This is a genomic window from Flammeovirga yaeyamensis (assembly GCF_018736045.1).
Taxonomy (GTDB): domain Bacteria; phylum Bacteroidota; class Bacteroidia; order Cytophagales; family Flammeovirgaceae; genus Flammeovirga; species Flammeovirga yaeyamensis.
In genome coordinates this window covers 570,851-593,217 of sequence record NZ_CP076133.1, presented here as the reverse complement: position 1 = coordinate 593,217, position 22,367 = coordinate 570,851, and the positions used below count along the sequence as shown (strand labels likewise).

13 protein-coding genes are annotated in these 22,367 nt (G+C 37.0%); 1 reads left to right on the top strand and 12 read right to left on the bottom strand.

Annotation, left to right across the window (positions count from 1 at the left end; genetic code table 11):
• Window positions 1–71 precede the first annotated feature (71 nt).
• Both KMW28_RS22500 and KMW28_RS22495 read right to left on the bottom strand, forming a co-directional pair.
• Window positions 72–1,685 (bottom strand): sulfatase family protein, encoded by a 1,614-nt coding sequence (locus tag KMW28_RS22500; protein WP_205958106.1) that lies wholly within the window; start codon window positions 1,683–1,685, stop codon window positions 72–74.
• 243 nt (window positions 1,686–1,928) lie between these two features.
• Window positions 1,929–3,449 (bottom strand): alpha-L-fucosidase, encoded by a 1,521-nt coding sequence (locus KMW28_RS22495; RefSeq protein WP_169662132.1) that lies wholly within the window; start codon window positions 3,447–3,449, stop codon window positions 1,929–1,931.
• A 285-nt stretch (window positions 3,450–3,734) separates the two neighbouring features.
• On the opposite strand from KMW28_RS22495, the gene KMW28_RS22490 reads away from it, so the two are divergent.
• Window positions 3,735–4,667 (top strand): putative phage abortive infection protein, encoded by a 933-nt coding sequence (locus KMW28_RS22490; protein WP_169662133.1) that lies wholly within the window; start codon window positions 3,735–3,737, stop codon window positions 4,665–4,667.
• Window positions 4,668–4,676: 9 nt separating this feature from the next.
• Here the strand turns inward: KMW28_RS22490 and KMW28_RS22485 are convergent, their stop codons facing one another.
• The 10 genes from KMW28_RS22485 to KMW28_RS22440 form a co-directional block, all read right to left on the bottom strand.
• Entirely contained in the window at window positions 4,677–5,807 is a 1,131-nt protein-coding gene (locus KMW28_RS22485) for an alpha-L-fucosidase (RefSeq protein WP_169662134.1), read from the bottom strand.
• Between the two features lie 34 nt (window positions 5,808–5,841).
• Entirely contained in the window at window positions 5,842–6,669 is an 828-nt protein-coding gene (locus KMW28_RS22480) for an alpha/beta hydrolase (RefSeq protein ID WP_169662135.1), read from the bottom strand.
• Between the two features lie 3 nt (window positions 6,670–6,672).
• Complete coding sequence (locus KMW28_RS22475; protein WP_169662136.1) at window positions 6,673–8,127, bottom strand: sulfatase-like hydrolase/transferase; 1,455 nt, start codon at window positions 8,125–8,127, stop codon at window positions 6,673–6,675.
• Between the two features lie 115 nt (window positions 8,128–8,242).
• Complete coding sequence (locus KMW28_RS22470) at window positions 8,243–9,160, bottom strand: hypothetical protein (protein WP_169662137.1); 918 nt, start codon at window positions 9,158–9,160, stop codon at window positions 8,243–8,245.
• A gap of 25 nt (window positions 9,161–9,185) precedes the next feature.
• Window positions 9,186–9,869 carry a hypothetical protein gene (locus KMW28_RS22465; RefSeq protein ID WP_169662138.1) on the bottom strand — a complete coding sequence of 228 codons (684 nt, stop codon included), beginning with the start codon at window positions 9,867–9,869 and terminating at the stop codon, window positions 9,186–9,188.
• 6 nt (window positions 9,870–9,875) lie between these two features.
• Entirely contained in the window at window positions 9,876–11,258 is a 1,383-nt protein-coding gene (locus KMW28_RS22460) for a sulfatase (RefSeq protein ID WP_169662139.1), read from the bottom strand.
• A 92-nt stretch (window positions 11,259–11,350) separates the two neighbouring features.
• Window positions 11,351–14,467, bottom strand: coding sequence for an Ig-like domain-containing protein (locus KMW28_RS22455; protein WP_215585945.1), 3,117 nt, complete (start codon window positions 14,465–14,467; stop codon window positions 11,351–11,353).
• Between the two features lie 12 nt (window positions 14,468–14,479).
• Entirely contained in the window at window positions 14,480–17,890 is a 3,411-nt protein-coding gene (locus KMW28_RS22450; protein ID WP_169662141.1) for an NPCBM/NEW2 domain-containing protein, read from the bottom strand.
• Between the two features lie 79 nt (window positions 17,891–17,969).
• The gene (locus KMW28_RS22445) at window positions 17,970–21,164 is read right to left on the bottom strand and encodes a glycoside hydrolase family 2 TIM barrel-domain containing protein (RefSeq protein ID WP_169662142.1); all 3,195 of its coding nucleotides are present in this window, start codon (window positions 21,162–21,164) and stop codon (window positions 17,970–17,972) included.
• 296 nt (window positions 21,165–21,460) lie between these two features.
• Window positions 21,461–22,363, bottom strand: coding sequence for a DUF1735 domain-containing protein (locus tag KMW28_RS22440; RefSeq protein WP_169662143.1), 903 nt, complete (start codon window positions 22,361–22,363; stop codon window positions 21,461–21,463).
• Window positions 22,364–22,367 lie beyond the last annotated feature (4 nt).

Sequence of the window (22,367 nt, the reverse complement as noted above, 5' to 3'; positions counted from 1 at the left end):
AATACCCTCCCTTCGAGTAAAAATATTTATTCAAAAGGGAGGGTATTTATCTATTTAATTAAAAAATCCGCTTATTCTGTAAGCGTTTTTGTATCCCAATACTCTTCAACAATTGCCGAAATTTCTGGATAATTCTCATCCGTTTCGTTCAATTCTTCTCTTTGTTGTTTCAATTCTGTTTTCAACTTCGCAATGATGTCTTGGTACTTCGGATCGTTATATCTGTTATGCAATTCTTCTGGATCGTTTTTCAGATCGTAGAACTCCCATGTATGAGGCGTTTCTCTTTCGATTCCGTGGTATTGCTTCGCCCAATAGTGTTTCGCAAATTCCGACTCAGGTAAATAGTGTTTTCCGTAGTAGAACACCAACTTGTAATCTTTGGTACGCAAGCCAAAGTGAGCCGGTACATAATGATGAATAATGTGCATCCAATAGCGGTAGTAAGTGGCCGTTCTCCAGTCTTTTTCTTCCTTGCCTTTTAATGTTCTAGCAAAACTATGTCCTTGCATGTATTCCGGTGCTTTACCGCCAGCCATTTCGATTAATGTTGGAGCAAAATCCGTATTGTTAATCAAAAGATCTGTTTCTCTACCTTCCTCAATCATTTTAGGGTAATGTACAATAAACGGCATACGCATCGACTCTTCGTAGATCCAACGCTTGTCTTGTAAATCGTGCTCACCCAACATCATTCCTTGGTCTGCAGTATATACAATGATGGTATTTTCCCAAAGACCTTCTTTCTTTAAATAATCGAATAATCGACCCAAGTTATCGTCCACACCTTTTACACAACGAAGGTATCTCTTTAGGTAATCCTGATACGCCACGTGTGCAGAATTTTGTCCTTCTAAAGAATCTTTATGGAAAAACTTATTGTAGTTTCTGTACATATGACGGTCAGAAACCGATGTCCCGATATAGTTCGTTAAAGAATCGTTGGCTCCTCTTGTAGCTTCCGATCCCCAGTTGGGTTGATAATACAAACTCGAGGGTTCAGGAATTTCTGTATCGGCCAAGTAGTCTTCGTAACGTGGTGCATACTCAAAGAAATCGTGAGGTGCTTTATAGTGATGCATCAAGAAGAAAGGTTTCGTCTTGTCTCTGTTTTCTAGATAATTAATAGTAACATCAGTAATTACATCACTAGAATGACCTTCTGATTTCACTTTATTATTTGGCCATTCGCCCTTTCCTTTCTCGTGGAAAGAAGGATTAAAATACTTCCCCTGACCCGGTAATACTTTGTAGTAATCAAATGCTGATGGCTCGATGTGCAAGTGCCACTTTCCTACAATTGCAGTGCTGTAGCCCAACTTTTTCATCTCTTTTGGTAAATATTGCTTTTCGGGATCCAAGTGGATATCCAAATCCAAAACACCATTGGTTTGTGGATACTGACCCGAAATTATCGAGGCTCTACTTGGTGTACAAATAGAGTTGTTACAAAAGGCATTCGAAAAACGGATACCTCCATCGGCCAATTTATCTAAGTTGGGAGTTGGATTTAAAGTGGATAATCTTCCACCATACGCACCAATTGCATGTGCCGCATGGTCATCCGACATAATATAAATGATATTAGGTTGCTTTTTTTTCTGAGCAATTGATATTGCCGAGGAGAACAAGAATGCAAGTAACATTCCCGTCTTTAAGAGTGTTTGATTGTTAAACCTTTTCATTATTATTTCTTATTAATGTCAATTTTTTGATGTTAAGTATATCGCCCAATCTCAATGAGCTCTTTTTCCTCCTCAATCAACAATGGAGGACATTTAATTTTATAAGTAATCGTGACCAACAGCTTTTTAAAAGCAATAATATCTCCATTTGGATTAAAAGATTTCCAATAGTCATTGATGTTATCACAAACGTCTCTACGAAGTATACTAACTTGTAGAGACGCTTGTAAAAACTTCTATTTATTAAGATTCTTTATTCCCTGAGAAACTGATTTTAAACACATAGGCATGCTCACATGGTTTGTCTTTTGGAAGCTTCACTTTTAATGCTCCTTCAGTTCTTTCCCATTTTAACTTACCTTCATGTCCAAGCATTTCAATGTCTTTTACTTTAGAGTTGTACGCCATTAAACCTAAAGATTTAATTGGTAGTTCACCAGATTCTGGCCAACCCAAAGCAATCGCATATAACTGATCACCTTTAATGGTAAAACGAATGTCTTCTTCTCCAAAACCATCAAATTTGGTATCGGCTAAGTGACCGCTTTTTGTTTTCGTTGGGCCTTCACCATAGATTAACCAAGGACGGCTATCGTAAATCGCTTCTCCGTTTACTTTTAACCATGCCCCCATCTCTAATAGACGGTCTTTTTGTGCTTGTGGAATACTACCATCTGGGTGAGGTGCTACGTTTAACAATAGACAGCCATTCTTACTCACGATATCTACCAAATCATCAATTAATCGGTTGGTAGGATAACACTTTAGATCGGATGTCCATGACCAAGATGCTTTAGAAATCGATGTATCTGTTAACCATGGATCAGGATAAATATCAGGCATACGTTCACGCTCTAAATCGACTGTACCGACACCAAGTGGGAAGTCCGGACGCTTAAACGTAAATACTCTTTCTACATTATTTTCTGCACTGTGGTTATGTACATAAGCCACCATTTCTTTTCTGATATCTTCCGAAAGGATGCGTACACGGTTGTCGAACCAAAGTAAATCCGGCGAATAGCCATCGACTACTTCTTTTACTTTTTCTAACCAGATTTTCTCAAATTCTGGACTAGGCATAGGGTAAGATCCTTTTTCCTCTCCAATTTTTAGTAAACGAGAAGATTCTGGAATTTTTGGACCGTAAAGTCCCGCAAATTCAGGATTCGCACAATCGGTATTTTCGTCCCATGTTGGGTACCATCCCCACAACCAAGAGTGGTGCATACTTACTACGTATTTCATTCCTCTCTTCTTCACGGCTTTCTTCATCTCTGCGACTACATCGATCTTAGGACCCATTTTCGTCGAGTTCCAAGGGTTAACTTTCGAATCCCACATTGAAAAACCATCGGCATGTTCGCCTGCAGGTCCTGCAAATTGTGCTCCTGCGTTTTGGAATAATTCAGCCCACTCGTCGGCATCAAATTTCTCTCCTGTTAACTGAGGAATTAGATCTTTGTACCCGAATTCTTTATGGTCACCATACGTTTTAAGGTGAAACTTATAGTTTGGATGCCAGTCGTTGTACATGTTTCTACCGTACCAATCGGAGTTGCCCTCGGCCATAGATGCCGAGTAAACACCCCAGTGAGTGTAGATACCAAACTTGGCGTTTCTAAACCATTCCGGACATTCGTACTGACTTAACGACTCCCAATTAGGTTCGAAGTGCTTTTTCTTTTCTGTTGTATCATTGGCCTTTTGTGTACAGGCACCAAGGATAAAAGTTAATAGTGCAAAAAATAAAATTCGTCTCATTTCTGTAGCTATATTCGTTAATTTAGATCATTCCATTAAGTGGAAGGATGTGTCTTGATTGGTAATTATCATTTCTCATAGTATAAACTAAATCAATTTTACAATTTATAGAGTGCGGTAAAAAAATTACTCCCCTCTTAATCGTTAAAATTTGCACTGTAATTGACTAGATTTTAATTGAACAATGGGAAAAATCACGAGATGTGGAAAACATAATAATCCTTTCGAAATGCAAGAGGAGCCACATTTTACTCGTACTTTTGAGGTAACACCATCGTCATAACTATGTTGAAGCTATTAAAGAAGATCAATATTTCCCTTACACTTTCTGTGTTCTTGGCCATTACAGGAATCTCTGTGATGCTCGTCTTTTTCCTGGATTATCATCTCTATGAATCTTTCTTGGGTGTAGACATGGAAGTGCTTAGTAAGTACGGATCTTTCATAGCGGGAACGATTGGCCCCATCTTCTCATTGGTAGGTTTCATCTTGATTTATGAGACCATTAAATGGCAAAGAAAACTCTTCGAAAGACAACAATTCGAAGTCAAGTTTTTCGAGATGATGAAGTACCACAGAGAGAATGTGGAATTGCTTAGACATAAAGACCCTGCTTCTGAAGAACTCATCACCAAAAAAGGAAGAGAGGTGTTTATTGCTTTATACCAACAGTGTAATCAATTACAAAAAGAGGTGATGCAGTTGCTCCCTAAAGGTGTTGAACAAAGCGAGAAAGAATATCATGAACTCACATTGAATATTACCTATTTGATATTTCATTTTGGCTTACAAGAACATGGTGAGGAAGCTTTGGTGTCTATCTTAAATAAGTATGTTCCACATCAAGCAGAACATTTGATAACGGAACTAAAAAAGAAGAGAAGTAAGTACAATGCGGAAGTGCCTTTCTATGTCGGTCACCAATCGAAGTTGGGCAACTATTTCCGTCATCTATACCATACCATAAAATATGTAGATCAGACGAAGTTCTTAACAGAAGACGAAAAGCAATCCTTTATTAAAATGTTAAGAGCGCAGTTTACGACCTACGAACAGGCCATCATTTTCTATAATGCTATGTCTGTATTGGGCAAAAAGTGGAGAGAAAACCGATGGATCGAAAAATACGAATTGATTAAGAACATCCCTCCTAAGTTTTTAGGAGAGATTGATCCTAAAGAGTTCTTCGAGATGAGGTTTGAGTATGAGGGGTTGTAGGTTTAACTTTTAACCCAAAACACCATTCCAACCCTTACTCCTAATCTCCTCACCAACTTCTCTCAATACCTTTACATCTTCGGGGTGCATTTCTCCAGAACCATAAGGCCCCGTGTTCAGTAGTAAATTCGCAGGATAGGAGTTGGCTTTTTTCAACATCTTTATCACCTCTTTTTTCGATTTATGATTTCCGTCTTCAGAAGCCAAATAGCCCCAGCCTTTACGTTGAAGATGATCACAGATTTCTAATGGCTTTTCAGGTTTTCCATTCTTTTTGTACTTCCTTTCTGGAGCCAAAAAGTCTTCGGTACCCAACAATCCTTGTTTATAAGAAACTAACATATGAGGTTGTTTCTGATGGATCATATCATAGAGTTCCTGACATTTAAATTGCGTATGATCGCCTGATTTCGGAACGCCATGTCCATCCAACCAAATAGAAGCAATATTGGGGAACATATCAATCAGTTCAGCTACTTGATTATACAGAAACTCAACATATAAATTTAGATCGTGTTCCTCTCCGTATTTGTAAAAAGGCTCTTGTACATCAAATTCTGGTCGCGCATGTCCCCCCCATTTATCGTTATTTGGTGCATGAGGGTGTCGCCAATCTCTACCATGGGAATAATACAAATGCAGCGCTAAACCTTTTTGGTTACATTGCTCGTACAATTCGGCGACGAGATCTCTTTTTGCAGGAGAATTGGTACTTTTAAAATCAGTGTATTTGGTATCCCAAAGACAAAAACTATCGTGATGTCTTGTGGTTAAATTGATGTATTTCATCTCTGCCTCTAACGCCAAGTCGGTAATAAAATCAGCATCAAATTTATCTGCAGTAAAGCGGTCCATTAATTTGGCATACTCCGCCACATGAATTTTCTCTTTGATTTGTACCCATTCATGTCGACCTAAAAGAGAGTACAAACCGTAATGAATAAACATTCCATATTTCGATTCCTCAAAACATTTAATGGCCGCCTGACGAGGATCTTTTTGATAAAGTTCTTCATATCCTTTCATAAAATCAGGCATTTGGGATTGTTGCTTATCCCCATTATTGCTCATACAAGAAGGCATTAAAAATGTTGCTGCACCCGCCATAGAAGCGAGTTCTAAGAATTGTCTTCTTTTCATACTAATCGGTTTTATTATTTGTTAGTTTTATACCTTATTTTACTTGATCAAAATACCCCAATGATTGTAAAAAATCATCACTGTCTTTTATAGTACTATTATAGAAAGTCATCTTCTTTTTATTGTAGTTAAAGAAACCATGCTTTCCTCCTTCATATATTTTTAGATCACATCTGCTTTTTACTTTTTTCATGATGTGTTGGTAGTACTCCACTGTCGTTACAGGTATTAAATGGTCTTTATCTCCAATCAGAATAATTGTTGGAGGAGCCCCTGCTACAATGTTATGAAGTGGCGAAAAACTTTTATAAGCCATTCCTACTCTTCCAAAACCATAACCTCCAGGTCCGTTATCAATTACTGGATTAAATAGGACTAAAGCGTTTGGTCGACAACTGTACGATAGATCGTCAGCAACATCATTATACCCTTCGATTATGGCTGTTGCTGCGGCTAAATGTCCACCTGCAGATCCTCCAGAAGCAATAATTTTTGTTGGATCGACTTGTAAATTATCTGCATTTTTTCGAATGTATCTGATAGCAGATTTCGCATCACTTAAAGCTTGAAAAGGTGTTGTATTATTTCTTTTGGCTACCCTATAATCCACCAAAAAACAGATGATTCCTTTTTCGACATAATGTGTTGCATGTGGGATAAACTGATTTGTTGACCCTGTATTCCATCCTCCTCCAAAATAAAAGATCATGGCAGGATATGTTTTGCCTTTCTCCATATTTTCCGGACGATAAACTTCTAAATGAAGATCCAATGAATCGATATTTTTATATACGATTTTCTCTTGTGCGAAAGTGATCTCCAGCACAAGTAATCCCAATAATAACAGTATAAAATGTTTCATGATTTAATGATTTTCTTGGTCCCAAATATTGTCTTCAAATTCGATTAACGCTTTGTCGAATGCAGTATTCAATTCTTCGTATACTTTTGCATATTCCTGATCTCCACACAGATTTTTTGTCTCATAAGGATCGTTCTCCAAATCAAAAAGTTGTTCTATTTTTGGCTCTCCTTTTACATGGTATTTTATCAGTTTATATTGTAGATTTCTTATGGCTCTTTGAGAGGTACGATAAGAGGTAAAAATATAAGGTCGATGCTCGTTTTCATTATTCTCTAAAACAGATTGAAAACTGATTCCTTCCACAGATTGAGGAATATTAATGCCCACCATCTCACAAATTGTAGGATATAAATCGGTTAGGTAAACCATTGCTTGCGTTCGCACATTCTTTTTGATGTTCCCTCCAGCGATAATCAGAGGCACGTTAGTACTGTGTTCGTATAAGTTTTGTTTCCCCATAAGACCATGTTGTCCTATGGCCAAGCCATTATCTCCAGAATAAATAATGATGGTATTATCATATACTCCTTTCTCTTTTAAGGCTTGGACAATCTGTCCCAGTTTTTCATCATTATGTGTAATTAAGGCATAGTAGTCACGGATATGTTCTTTAATCTCTGATGCCTTTCTTGGAAAACCAGCGGTCTTTTCGTCTCTAATTCTTAATTCACCATTATTGAAAGGATGTTCCGGTAAAAAGTTTTCAGGTAAACTGATATTGGCCGTATCATACATATCGAAATAACGTTGGTGAGTCGATCGTGGATCATGAGGTGTCATGAACGAAGTATAGACAAAAAACGGTTTCTCCGAATCATAGTTTTTGATGTACTCAATAGTGCCTTCCGTAAAAATATCAGCACTGTGTTTTCCTCCATAAACGTATTCTCCTTGCTCATAAGATAGTTTATTCGACTTACGATAATTCTTTAATACTGGTCGGTCAAATTTCTTAAAATCCTTCGCTCCTTCTCGACTATGCAAAGGAACATTCCATTGGTCGAACATACCGCCAAAATACACGTCTTGTCCCTCGTTAAAACCACGAACATAAGAAGCTGGATCATTATGGTATTTTCCAATACCAAAACAATTATAACCCGCCGATTGCAACGTTTCTCCTAAAAGGATATCCTCCTCCGGCAAAATTGCACCGTATTTTGTAAGGTTGTTTAGCTTTTTTCCGGTAAGCAACATCGCTCGACTTGGCTGACAAACAGCCCCAGAAAACGACCCCATAATATAGGTATTAGAAAAGCTCATTCCTTCCTCAGCTAATCGATCTAAATTAGGAGTGATGATTTCTTTATTCCCTAAATGATTGATAGTTCCTTCCCTTTGATCGTCTGCAAACACAAATACAATATTGGGTTGCTTTGGAGATGTTTTATTTTGGGTACATGAACCAGCAAGGAATCCAAATACTATAAGTAATATGTAGAGTTGATGTTTCATTTGTTCGTATTAGTTAGTTATAATCTGATAACACTGACTGCTTTTTTATAAAAAAGGAGAAAGTGGTCATAAAATCATCTCCCTTTCTCCTTTTTCTCTTTATACATTTTGCTAATTACTGCTCCTCTGCCAAGTATTTACTCACCCATCTTTCCCCTTCAGTATTTAAATTACCGTTGGATAGATCCACTCCTTTCCAACAATCGTAAAGCACCAAACCGTTTACACCTGCATCTATGGCCGCTTCGATACGAATTGCACGATCTTCGTACTTTTTATTCATGTTGGTTTCCGAATCCCATACTTTCATTCCATCCGCTGAAGCGATGAACTTCTCCCATTTCTTATGTTCAAAACCTAAGTTATGAGAAGTGGCTATAGAAATATACTGTTTGATATCTGTCTGATTTAAAATCTTAGTACCAGAACCAATACCCCAGGTACAAGGACCCACCAAAGTGGCATTCCCCAATTTACCATAGATACGTTTGTACGTCTCGCTTATTTGTTCTGCCGTCCAATATTTTCCAGGGTGGCCGTCTTCATTAAACGGACAAATCCATTCTGAAGGATATTCCTTTGAAAAAGCAATGATTCTATCGACCAATACCTGAGTCGCTTCCATATCACCCAATACCTCTTTACCGGTATCTTTTCCTTTGTTGATTTTATTCACGATACGTCTTGCACCTTCCCACAAAGCAGGATTGGCAAAAATCTTAAAGCCTCTTTTTCTTGATTCTTTGTAGAGGTAATCAAAAAGTTCGGGATTGGGATTGACTCCATCTCCGAAAATAGTGATACGTACGCCATCCACTTTCATCTTCTCAAATCCATCCAAAAGGTGATCCACCTGAGTCGAATCCTTCAATTTATTATGGATCTGCATTTGCTTTACATCCGCAATTACTAACTCTAGATTGCCTTTGTATTTCTTCTTTCGTGTTGGTGTTTCGTCGTTACTTTTTGTAGTTGTAACGCAACCACAAAAAATAGAAAGTAGTACACACATCAATAGTGATTTTTTTATCATCTTCATACTTGTTTAAATAGGATAATCATTCTTTTTCTTCGGTATATGCCTCCAATAAAGTAGGCTCGCTTTCAAAAGAGTTGATATACAAATACCTACTCTCTCTAGATTGTTGATCTGTTTTATTTTTCTGACTTTCCTCCCATTGTTCTCTAAGAGTTTTACTTTGGTTTTTACTCAAAATCTCTTTCTTATCTGCCCAAAATCTCTGATAAGCCCGCTTTTTAATTACTGCATCTTGATCCAAAGTCAGAGATGTATCTTGAGCTGCATATTCCAAAGTCTTGAATAGTTCAGATAATGTTTTCTGTAACTCAAAGTGTTGATGTTTTGTAATTTTAATATGCTGCTTATATTTTCGAATCTCCTTATTCGCACTCTGATGTGCTTTCCAATCAATAATCTGTGTAGAAGTTAGAATCTCCCCTCTCTCTTTAAAAAACTGATCATATCGCTTTTTATATTGTTCACTCCCCTTTCCATAAAAATGAATATTTACCTTCTGATCCTTTAAAAGGGAAAGACGAATTTCCTTCATTTGTCTCACTTGTTTTGAACTCAGCCCCAACACTTCACTCATTTTATCTACACTCTTTTCTATCCCCTCTTTCTCATTCTTTGTGATTTTTTCATAAGATTCAGTTTGTGCAAACAAGGATGTGATTGTCATAGGAATACTTAACAATAAAAATAGAATTAGCTTTCTCATTTTTGATTATTTTGATGGTTGATAGTTAGGATTATGGACAGGCATTTGTGCGTTGACTTCCTTTTTCCATGCCTCCATTTTTTTCAATAGTTTCTTATAGACTCCTTGATGAGAATCGATACAATTATTTTTTTCTGATATATCCTCCTTCACATTGTAAAGCTCATACTTATCCAATTCGATATTATGAATTAGCTTCCAATCTCCATCAAGTATAGCCGTATGAGGCACCGCCCCTTGTTGGTGATAATGAGGATAATGCCAGAACAATGGTCGATCTACTTCTTTTTCATTTGTGACCAGATTTGCAAGAGAAGTACCATCCCAATCTTTCCTTATTTTTTTATTGACATTCACACCAGCCAAATCTACCAATGTAGGTAAATAATCAATACTTGATATCGATGTTGATTCGATTCGTGCATTATGTTGTGGGTGATAAATCATTGTAGGAATACGGATCCCTCCTTCGTAGATCATTCCTTTTCCACCTCTCAACGGGTAATTTGATGTCACCGGTCGCTTTTTCTTTCCATGCAAACCACCATTATCAGAACTAAAGATGATGATGGTATTTTCCATCAATCCAAGTTCATCCAATTTTGTCAAGACAACTCCTGTCGCATCATCCACATGTTCTACCATGGCTGCATAAGTTGCATTATGATGATGTTCCCCTTTTTCCTTTTGTTGATAACGATCGACTTTTTCTTGTTTTGCCTGAAGTGGTGTGTGCACATTGTAAAACCACAGGTTCACAAAGAAAGTAGTGTCTTTATTCGCTTCAAGAAACTGACAAACATCCGATGCTATACGCTCGGTAAGGTATTCTCCTTCAGGTCCGTCTTCCAATCTAGGGTTGCCATATGGAGCAAAGTAGCCATTGCTTCCTGCTTTTTTATTTTTGTTGGGAGCACCTTTTCTCCATCCACCATGGTTCTCGTCAAATCCATGATTTTCCGGCCAGTATTTTTCTGCTTCCCCTAAGTGCCATTTTCCAAAATGAGCCGTTTTGTACCCATTTTCCTTAAAAATTTGTCCAATCGTTGGAATGCTAGGATCCAAATACATGGTCCATTCCGGTGGTAAAAATTTAGCTTTTGGATACTTCCAGCCTTCAATCCAATCGGTTAGGTTTAAAGATGCCGGATATTTTCCAGTCACTATGCTTGCCCTCGTCGGTGAACAAACATTACAAGAAGCATAAGAATTTGTAAATTTAATTGACTTATCCGCCAAAGCATCAATCGATGGCGTTTCGTAATAATCACTTCCGTAACAACCTAAATCAGTCCACCCTAAATCGTCGACTATAATTTGAACGACATTTTTCTGAGCAAACAAAGAAGTAGTGAATAGAAGGAATAGAAGTACGTTGAGTAGCTTCATAAGTAGTTTATTTAATAGTTATAATTTGAATGTTTTTTTTGGTGTTGGGAAAGTCTAAAATAAACTCCCCCAACACCTATCAATAAAGACAGTTAGTTAAAGATCACTTTTCTAGTCATTTGACCTCTTGTTGTATTTAGTTTTAAGATATACACTTTACTCTTCTCAAATTGGTATTGGACAGTTTCTACTGCATTTGCGGACAGTTGTATTTCTTTATTTATCAATTGTTTACCTTCTAACTGATATATACCCAAACTTACTGTTTGATTGGTTTGAGATTTATCTTGTAATACTACCTTAGAGGACATTACTTTCATATCAATCACACTCGCTAATTGATCTTGGATTCCGGTAATCTGACCATTGGTTATTGTAATTGTTACTGTACCAATATTACTTTCTAGTTCTCCATCATTTGCTGTGTAAGTAAAGGTATCTTCTCCTTCAAAACCAGCATTTGGATAGTATTCCATGTGGTTATCAAATTGATCCAAACGACCGTTTTCTACCGTTTTTATCACATGGTAGGCTAATAGATCATTATCTTCATCTGTACCTAATAATTCAATTAATATAGACTCCGTATTCTCAACTGAAACCGATATATTTTCTACGGTTGGAGCAGTATTATCAGATCCACCCTCACCAATATCTCTAACATTAAATGTGATATATGCCACTTCACTATCATCTGTTCCATCATTGGCTACAAAAGAAAGTTTATCTTCCCCATGGAAACCAAAGTTTGGTGTATAACTCAAGTTTGGAATATCTCCTTCAATTACACCGTTTTCAGGTTGAGCTACAATTCTGAATGTAATCGGATCATTATCTTCGTCGGTAGCTGTTAGAGTAAACTCTACTTTCTGACTCTGATTGATCAAGAAATCTTGATTTTCTGCCACTGGCTTGGTATTGACAAACTCAATAACATTTACGGTAATTGTTGCTGTGTTACTGTAGTCTTTACCATCAAATGCTTTGAAAGTGAAGGTATCTTCTCCTAAAAATGCTGCATTTGGAGTATATGTTAGGTTAGGAATATCACCTGATAAAATACCATTAGATGGTCCATCCACCAACTCAAAAGTTAACTCATCATTGTCAGCATCTGTGGCTGTAAGAACGATATCCACTTGTTTGGTAGTCATCACTTCTACTGTTTGATCTTGAGCCACTGGTGGATTATTTGGAATAGGCGTTACCGTAATTTTTACTGTTGCAATATTACTGAAAGCACTACCATCAAATGCTTTAAAAGTAAAGCTATCTTCTCCTTCGAAACCAGCATTTGATACATACGTTACATTGGGAGGAGTACCGGTTAACTGACCGTTTGAAGGTTGATCTTCTACAAAATAAGTAAGTGCATCTCCGTCTTCATCTGTTGCTTCTAAAGTGATAGCTAACGATTCTCCAGACATAATTTCTAGGTCTTGTTCTTTAGCTACAGGAGCTGTATTTCCATCATTAATTACAGTTACAGAAACAGTACCTTCATTAGAATCCTCACGAGCATCGTTGGCTACATAAGTAAAAGAATCATTTCCTACATATTCCGCATTTGGAGTGTAGTAATATGCGCCATCAATCTTAGAAACACTACCGTGTTGAGGTTGCGTTTTGATTTCGAATTTCAATAAATCATCATCTGCATCTGTTCCTTCTAAAGTAAACTGAGCCGCACCGTTTTTAGAGGTTTCAATACTCTTATCTGATACCACTGGAGCAACATTGCTTCTGCTATTGGTGTTGTTTCTAAAATGCTCGTTCAACCATTCTACATAAGTGAACTTGGCATTTAATTCATCTGAAGTTTTCGACTCATCGAAAGCTACATCTACAGCAATTTGAAGCTCGTCTTTGTAACGATTGACAATTTCTTGTAAATACTCGTCCGCTCCGCTTCCAATTACTGCATTCACAAATAAATCCTGACCTACCAAAATTTCTTGATACAGTGCATCGGCATTTTCTGGAATGGCCGTACCACGAATTGTAACATGGTCGAAAGTGAAATATTCTCTAAGCTGAACATTATCAGTTTTACCTGTTCTGTTTAAGCCGATCATAAATGAATAATCTCCATCAAAAGTCAGATTGTCTGTAAAGAAAGCCGACATATAATCGATGTCTTTGATATTATCACCATATTTTTCGACACCTGCTAAAACATCAGCATTATAAAAATCTACTCTTGTACCTGAGCCATCTCTACTTTTATCATGATAAATCGACGTTCTATATACTCTTGATTGACCGTATTCACCCGAACCGGCAAATTTCAATTCGTAATTATTGATCATTGCCTTATAACCATCGGCGACATTCATATCATAGATAAAACCAACATTACCAAATCCTAAATTATTAGTATTACTGGCTAAACGGATACTAAAAGTTCTGTCTTGTTTCCACTGAGATTCACCGCCTTGTCTTATCATTTCTGTGGCACTTACAGCAGCGTGAGTGGATACAGCTGTCATGTCTCTATCGTCTAAAGCATAATCCACTTCGAAAGTTGGAATCGAAAGACCCGCTACATATTCACCTTCGATAATCACTTCGTCTACTGTCCAATCGAAGATATCGTCTTCGTGAACTCCTCCACCGTCTTCATCAGGGATTGCGGTTCCACCTACACGTTCTCCTCTACCTGTTAGATAAACCGATACATATTCTCCATTTTTCACTGAGCTATATGCTGCGCCTGGAGTATATTCTGTTTCTTCTAACACATCAGAAAATAAAAGATTCTCTGATGATTGTTCCGGATCAGAATTCGAGATTGACTCACCATTTAATTGTGTACCCACTCTAAAAAGATAGGTATTACCACTTCCTCCTTCAGCTATAGCATCAGGATCTCCTGCGTGCTCCGATTTCTGAATTACTCTAACTTTATTGATTTTAAACTGAGTTCCTTTACCAGTATAAATATCAAATCGGAAAAAGGTATTATTATAGTTTGTCGCATTGTTGTTGACAATCTTTGTGACCGCCATATTATCAACAATACCTTGATTTTCTAGTCTAGATCCTCCTACAATTGCACGTTGAGGATATAAAACATTATCGTCTACACCAGTAGTTGATGCTTTAAATCCATATTGAAAATTATAGGTAATCGTTACAGGTTCCTGTGCATACGAGCACAAGGACATAAGTAATAATAAGACGAAAGTTAATTTGCATTTCATGTTCATAGGATATAAGTGTTAGTTAGATTTCAATATTTTGCCTACATATACTTCCTCGTTGTTGTAAACATTCACGATATACATACCATTGTTCAAGAATGATAAATCAAGATCAATAGCGATTTTCTGATGTAGCTTTTGTTGCACGACTACTCTGCCCATTACATCATGAATCATAAGTGTTCCACTTACTGCTTTTGGCAAGGCAACATGTATTCTACTCTGGAAAGGGTTAGGCGAGATGTTTAAGGCTTTTCTTTCTATTTCAATTCCTGTGACATCGTCGTTGTAGTTCTCGTTTTTATATAGTCGAGCATGTCCCATTCCTAAATTGATACCTAATCCTTGATTTGGTTTTGTCTCAAAACGTAATTTCTCTACACCTCTAACATCTACACTAATGTATTCTAATGGAGTGTTTTCCCCGATGGGTAACGATTCGTAGATCAATTCGTCATCACCAAAGATTTTTAGAATAACGCTACCGCCAATAAAGTTATCTTCCAAACCAATTTCTGCTTCAAAGAAGTCGAAGTAGTTTTTGATATCGTATTCTGCTTCTGTATTATAACTTAACGTCACAGAATGATCGTGCTGAGATCCATTAATTACCAATACTGAATCCTCAGAGAAACCGTATTCATTACTAACCTGTCCGTAACTGATTTTTGGTTGGATATCATGTAGGTATGTAATTTCTTCTTCATCAGAAACCGACCATTGGTACACGGTTACTGTATATGGATCTACCTTGTCGAACTTAAAATTCTTGGCATCATCAATTACAAATGGACCTTCTAAACGCACATTGTTTGGAACATCAGAAGTATTGTCTACACTTAGATTATCCGATAATGCCACCCATTTCTTAAGTACCACATTGTCGTCTTTATCGAAAGGAAGTGAAGCAAAATCGAAAGTGGTTTGCAATTGCTTTCCATCCGAAGTGTTAGGAATAACAATCGTTGCTACTGTGTTGTCTTCATTTACTGATGCTGTAGGATATGTATTCCAAAGTTCTACATTATTATGTGTGTACTTCTCTCCTTCAAAACCTGTTTTTACAAAGTTGTTTTGGTGCAAGTGAGTGAAGATGTGATGTGCAAAACCTTTGGCCATCAAGAAGCCTCCAAAACGCGTTTCTACCATAGTAGTTCCATCGTTCTTAAAGAAAGAGTGGGTCTGAATTCCTAATAATTCTTTTTGATAATTGTTCATCATTTGATGCCATAAAATCATCGCATGAGGAATCGCAGAGAAGTTTCTTGGTGTACCATATTCAGATAAGAATTGTTGCACCTCGATACCATTTAGACCTGTATTGTCGTACTTCTCTAAATAGTTTTTAAAATCATCTACTCTAGTATTGTATTTTGCTATTTGAGACAACTCGAAAATAAATTCTTGTCCTGCATTTGCAGTACCGCCTGGATAATAGTGACGGGCTACAGCATCGTAAGGCTCGTTTACATCGGCCATATGCTTAAAGAAGTCTTCTCCTTCGTAGCAACTTACTACAGTAATGCTTGGGTCTACCGCTTTCATAGCTTGGTAGTAAGCACTAAAACCTGCATGAGGGCCTGTAGTATAGTCTAAAACAACATCACCTAAACTTTCTGGAATAGCACCGTTTACGCCATCTCCGAAAACGAAAGTACCGTTTTTAGCACTTGTCACTACGTAGTGTTTATCCGTTGCAGTGGAGTTATCAAAATTTAAAACCTCTGTCCATTGTTCTCCTTCAATCATCACTTTAAAGTCCTGCGACATATCTATAGGAGGGAATTTTACATAAAACTCTTGGTCTGGAGATCCATCTAATTTACATTCATCGACCACCCAAGTTGTTTGTTTCACGGCTCTTTGATTGGTAAATCTTTCTGTACCACCATATACATAGAAACTAGCATCGCCTTTACGAATCGACTCTCCACCACGAATATCGTCTCCACTTAATGGGTAGTTCATTACTGATAATTCCCAATCGCCGAACAACTCGTTACCGATTTCCCAAACATCAATATTGTAAGGTTCGTAATGACCATTTTTTGCTCTTTCTAAGGCCCAATCTTTTCCACCGTTTGGATTTGCTCCAACTTCTGCGTTCATGTATTCCACAAAGTCAGCTGCATCTTGAGGAGTTCCGTAAGCAAACGGAACTACAATTGAACCGTCTTCTAAATAAGTTGTATTTAATAATTTACCGAACTCGTCTGGTCCAAAGTTGTTATGGAAAGCTTTACCATCGTTGTGAGCATCTAGGTTATCGATTCTATCGCTTGTTGGACCAATTGCTCTTTTCCAATTGTATAAATTGGCCATTGTTCCACCAGGGAATCTAAAATAAGCGGAACCTGTATAGTTCGCTAAATCGATCACCCTTGGTTCGAAGTCGTCCATATCTGGATTCCATAAACCTTGTCCATCAGCATTATAAGTAGAATTAGCTCCAAACCATTCTGCTTTTCTTTCCATCAAAAGTTCGTTCCAATTGACAGACACTGTCACATCCGTAGGAATAACGATAATCTGACCTTTGAATTCTTCCAAAGCTTTATCCATTTCAGCAGCGGCAGCGTCCATTTCTTCTTGAGAAATACTACAGTCGTTCATGGTTGCCTTGGCTTTAGCAATATCGGCCTTTAACTGATCAATCGCTTCTTGAGGATATTGCCCTGATGATTCTTTCAATTCTAAAAAGGTCTCAGCATCGATAATGCTTTTTGCAATAAGATCTTTATTGAGTTGTGGACCTTCTACTGTTTTAAAATAATCGAAGAAAGTGATTACACCATTGTTTAAAGATCCTTGAGAGTACATTTTTACAGTTGTGATTGGAGAACCTTTCACCACCTCTGGTAAAGGAAGGTTGGCAAACTTTAATGTACCATTTAAATAAAGAGATACTTGATGATCAGCATTAAATACCATACGCACATCGTACCATGTATCTGCTACATATTCCCCATCTAATAATGAATTTTCTTCAGGGAAATTGCTACCACCTGGAACGTTACCGTTTTCTAAGATATCGTATCTTAAGTCTCTTTTTCCGTAATCAGGATATTTAATACCAATCCAACATTTATTATTGGCATCCAAGAAATCCATTTTAAAAGTATAACTACCGCTATTGTTTGATTTTACTTTAAATGAGATTTCAAATTCGTTTTGAGTAAAAGTACCAAAGTTAATATTCGCTTTAGCGTGTCCAACTGTTGGAGGAGTCTCCATGTGAAGCATACCGTCTTTAAAATAGATATCGCCGTCGTTTACATTGCCAGAAGTATTCAAACTAATGTAGGACGGAAGATTTTCCATATCGGTATCTTCTTCAAAATTGTCGTCAATAAGCGTATTACATTCTTGCGCTTGAAGACCGACTATGCTGAACAGAAATAACAGAAGATAAATAGTAATGTTTTTCATTTGTCGCTGTTTATTTTTTAATTCATTTCATTTTGTAGCGGCGTGTTTTTGATACACACCGCTACCTTTATTTCATCTTTTACAATTGAGATTTCTCCTCTTTCGATTTTGGAGAGATAAAAAATTGGAATTGGTAAGGTTGAGATGCTACTCTATATTGTTCCGAAGGCATTCCCACTTCGTTCCAAGAGTTGTTACCACCCACTCCCATTTGTTTATGATCTATGTTCACTGTTAAATTATCAGTGGCATTTAATTCATTCGTATGTTGTGCTTCCTCGATGTTTTTGTCAGTGTAAGGATACACACTAAACTCAAACGGCTGATTACTTGAGAATTGCACACCCTCTTTTTTCGAATTTGTTAAACTAAAGTTTCTCACTTCAGTACGGTTAGTATACGCTTGAGGCATAGCATAACTTAAAGCAAACTCATTCAATGGAAGCGCATAAATACCCATCATTGCTCCAACATTTCTGTCGTTGTAGTTTTCTTCAGGACCTTTACCATACCACTCAATATTTGATAAAGTGTTAGGTACTTCCATTTGTAAACCTACTTTCATCATGTCCACAAGCGGAGCATGAGGCACATAAGAAGCAGCTACTTTTACAGTACCATCTTTCTTTAAAGTATAAGTTGTCGTCCAAGAAGCTTTTTTCTCTGGCAATTCATATGCTAAACGAATATCTAACTCACCATCAATTTCATTTACTGATTTTGATACCAATTGTAGACCTGCATTCGCTTTTTTCCAGTATTTCTTTTTCTTGTTCACTCCAGAAGCTTTCAAGTCATTGTCCGTTGCCGGTCTCCAGAAGTTTGGCGTTGGCATTTTTGTAATCAATGCTTGATTCTGATAGTTGATTTTTTCGATCGACTGACCATCCGCACTCATTACTACTTCGAAGTCGTTGTAAGCAACTTTGTTGTTTTCTTTTTTCCACTCCCCTCTATTTGATGCAAACGAAGGAGTAAACAATCCACCCTGAGGAAGTAAATATTGGTCTTGTGCAACCAAATGACCTTTTGATGCATACACTCTATCTTCTTTCAAAGATGCTTTGATTGTAATGAAGTACTCGTTGGCAATATCAAATTGTTGCTTTTTAACTGGTAGTTGCACTTTTTGATTTAAGCCGGCTTTAATTTCAGGGCTCGTAAATGCACCTTGTTCAATCACTTTTCCATTTTCAATAATTTCAAAACTGAAATCATAAATAGAAGTCGACTCAAAGAAATGACGGTTCTCTACTTTCACTTTAAAGTTCTTGAAATCGGTTACTTCAAAATGTAAAGGTTGGAAGGCATGCTTGATCTCGTACATTGCTGCTTTCGGTTGTCCGTCTGATGTAATTACACCGTTTAGACAGAAGTTATTGGCATGGATATCTTCACCAAAATCGCCGCCGTAAGCAAAGAACTTTTCTCCGTTTTTATCGGTTACTTCAATACCTTGATCTCTCCAATCCCAAATGTAACCTCCTACAAGACGGTCTACTCTGCGGATTAACGTCCAGTAATCTTCAAAATTACCTGTACTGTTACCCATCGCATGTGCATACTCTGTAAGAATAATTGGTCTTCCCGAAGGATCTTTTTCAGCTACTTCTTCCAAGCTTTCTAACAACGGGTAGAATCTACCTAACATGTCTAAGTATGCAGGGTCTGTACCGTTAGAGGTAATCTTGTTCGCCGCTAATTTCTCTTTGAATTCTTTAGAAGTAAAGTTTAAATATTCTGGATGTGTTGGATCGCCTTGACCACCTTCGTAGTGAATTAAACGAGTTGGATCAAAATCTTTTGTCCAGCTTGCCATAGCCGCGTGGTTAAAACCTGTACCCGACTCATTACCCAACGACCAGAAAATAATCGATGGATGGTTTTTATCTCTTTCAACCATACGCACCATACGATCTAAGAACTGACCAGACCATAAGCTGTTGTTAGTCAAGTCACCTGTAATACCATGAGTTTCTAAATTAGCCTCATCCATTACATATATACCGTACTCATCACATAGTTCGTAGAATCTAGGATCGTTAGGATAATGTGATGTTCTTACCGAGTTGAAATTGAACTTCTTAAGTAATTCGATTTCATGTCTCATGTCATCTTCAGAAACCACTTTACCTGTAAGGTGATGATGATCGTGACGGTTTACACCATATATCAAAATCGGCTGACCGTTCACTAAGAACTGTCCTTTGTCGTTCGACTCAATCGTTCTAAAACCTACTTTTGATGTACGTACCTCTACTACTTTTCCAAGTGGATCAAGTAATTCGATGTACAATTGATATAAGTTTGGTTGCTCGGCTGACCATTTCTTTACATTCTCAATTTTGCTTTGAATATGTGCAAAAGGGAGATCATCACGTTGTGGACGCTTTTTGATGACTCTTTTTACAGACACTTCCGATTGAGCTACTTCAGAATCACCATCTTTTAACGTTGTTCTGATTGTATAGTTTTTCCAAACTTCACGAGCATAGTGGTTATTCACTTCAAAATGCACTTGTAAATCACCATTGGTGTATTGATCCGTTAAACCTGCACGAATATGAAAATCATTGATACGTAATTTATTTTCTTTGATCAACTTCACTTCTCTATGAATACCCGACAAGCGCCAGTGGTCTTGATCTTCCAGGTAAGCACCATCAGAATATCTATATACTTTTAAAGCTACAGTATTCTTTCCTTTCTTTACATATGGAGTAATATCAAATTCTGAGGGCAAACGGTCATCTTGACTATAGCCTAAGATTTTTCCGTTGATGTAGACTTCAAAAGCAGAAGTTACACCTCCAAAGTAAAGCACAATATCGTGTTCGGTCCAGTCTTTCGCTAAGTTGAATTCTTTTTGGTACAATCCTACTTCCTGCTTGTTATGAGGAATAAAAGGAGGATTATCTACCCCCCAAGGGTATTTTGTGTTGGTATAAATTCTTCTACCATAATCCAACATTTCCCAGTTTGATGGCACCTGAATCTTATCCCAACTTTTTACATTTTCTTTGGCTAAGTTGATTTCCCCTTTGTAGTTGCCCACGTATTTAAAAGACCACTCTCCGTTTAAAGAGATAATGTTCTTTTGAAGATCTTGGTTTGCTTCTTGAATACTATTGTAAGGAATAGAGGTGGCTCTACCCTGCATTTTATTTAACTGATAAATGGTAGGGTCTTCCCATTTTAAATGTTGTGCAGATAAGTTAGAAGTCAGTATCACACAAAACAATATCAGTAAGTTTTTAATTGTCTTATTTTTCATCGCTTAGAATTAAATTCTTCCATCATACTTTTGACATTACAATTTTAAGAGTAATTGGAAAAAATAAGAGTTGACAAAATATGATTAAGGGGGGGATTATTTCGTAAATAGCTGTTTTTATGCTTAAAAAGGGCTTTTTCTTACGATTTTTATCCGATGAATAAATGATTTATAGAGATCAATAATGATAGATAAATGTTTGAGATTGCTCTTCAAAATAATACCATAGCAAAAGAGACTGTCTTAATAATAACCTATTGATAAGACAGCCTCTATTGTATTTTAATAAGAAGGAATTAATCCCAAAGCTCTAACGATAACTCTTTGTTTCTAAAAGTAAGCGTATCTGTTACGATATGAGTCAGGTTATCTGCTGTATACTTATATTTTAAATACACTTTTAGATCATCACTCACATAACGAGAAGAGATGTTCTCTACATTCTGAATTTCAGAATCTGATGTGCTCTTTAAGTCAATTGCACCATCTTCAAAGTTCATGTCCATTTCTAATCTCGAAGTATTCTTGATTCCAGACAAACCATTACTGATTACTTTAGTTGCTCCTACTGTAGATAAATTCCAAGTAGAGTTGTTGATCAGATCTTCTGTACTGTTTACAATTACTTCCTCCAAGTCTCCGCTTGCATTAAACGCTGAATCTACTCCATGATGATACCAAATCGCATCCAATGTATGAATGTATCTGATTACCGGAATCATATAATCCATTGGAGCGATCCCTTTCAATTCATCTCCTGTAAGCACCGAATCGGTCGTTGCAGAGATAATTCTAACTGGCAAGGCATAGTGTCTTGTCAAAGAGTTGGGATCCGAAAGGAAGTTTACCGAATCCATTACCACATCAATCAAACCTTGAAATTGACCTTCCTGAATCCACATTTCGTTATCGTTACTCAATGTATAATATTCAGAAGGAAGTAATTCGAATGGCGTATCTCTTAACAAGGTCGTATCGATTTCGAATTTAACTACTTCTGTTTTCGTATTCTCTCTTTTACCACCTAATACTACACCCATTTTAAACTGTAATCCTTCGCCAGCAATTACAGTTCTTACTGGTTTTTGATAAGGAAAGTAAGTCGTTGAGTAATCGTAATCTGTTAAATAATCGTTGTAGCTATCGCAACCTGTTAGGAACAGGGTTGCGATAAAAAATAAGTTTAGTAATTTCTTCATAATA

Coding starts and splice junctions, on each gene's coding strand:
- KMW28_RS22500 (WP_205958106.1), bottom strand. CDS start 1,685: ATGAAAAGGTTTAACAATCAAACACTCTTAAAGACGGGAATGTTACTT.
- KMW28_RS22495 (WP_169662132.1), bottom strand. CDS start 3,449: ATGAGACGAATTTTATTTTTTGCACTATTAACTTTTATCCTTGGTGCC.
- KMW28_RS22490 (WP_169662133.1), top strand. CDS start 3,735: ATGTTGAAGCTATTAAAGAAGATCAATATTTCCCTTACACTTTCTGTG.
- KMW28_RS22485 (WP_169662134.1), bottom strand. CDS start 5,807: ATGAAAAGAAGACAATTCTTAGAACTCGCTTCTATGGCGGGTGCAGCA.
- KMW28_RS22480 (WP_169662135.1), bottom strand. CDS start 6,669: ATGAAACATTTTATACTGTTATTATTGGGATTACTTGTGCTGGAGATC.
- KMW28_RS22475 (WP_169662136.1), bottom strand. CDS start 8,127: ATGAAACATCAACTCTACATATTACTTATAGTATTTGGATTCCTTGCT.
- KMW28_RS22470 (WP_169662137.1), bottom strand. CDS start 9,160: ATGATAAAAAAATCACTATTGATGTGTGTACTACTTTCTATTTTTTGT.
- KMW28_RS22465 (WP_169662138.1), bottom strand. CDS start 9,869: ATGAGAAAGCTAATTCTATTTTTATTGTTAAGTATTCCTATGACAATC.
- KMW28_RS22460 (WP_169662139.1), bottom strand. CDS start 11,258: ATGAAGCTACTCAACGTACTTCTATTCCTTCTATTCACTACTTCTTTG.
- KMW28_RS22455 (WP_215585945.1), bottom strand. CDS start 14,467: ATGAACATGAAATGCAAATTAACTTTCGTCTTATTATTACTTATGTCC.
- KMW28_RS22450 (WP_169662141.1), bottom strand. CDS start 17,890: ATGAAAAACATTACTATTTATCTTCTGTTATTTCTGTTCAGCATAGTC.
- KMW28_RS22445 (WP_169662142.1), bottom strand. CDS start 21,164: ATGAAAAATAAGACAATTAAAAACTTACTGATATTGTTTTGTGTGATA.
- KMW28_RS22440 (WP_169662143.1), bottom strand. CDS start 22,363: ATGAAGAAATTACTAAACTTATTTTTTATCGCAACCCTGTTCCTAACA.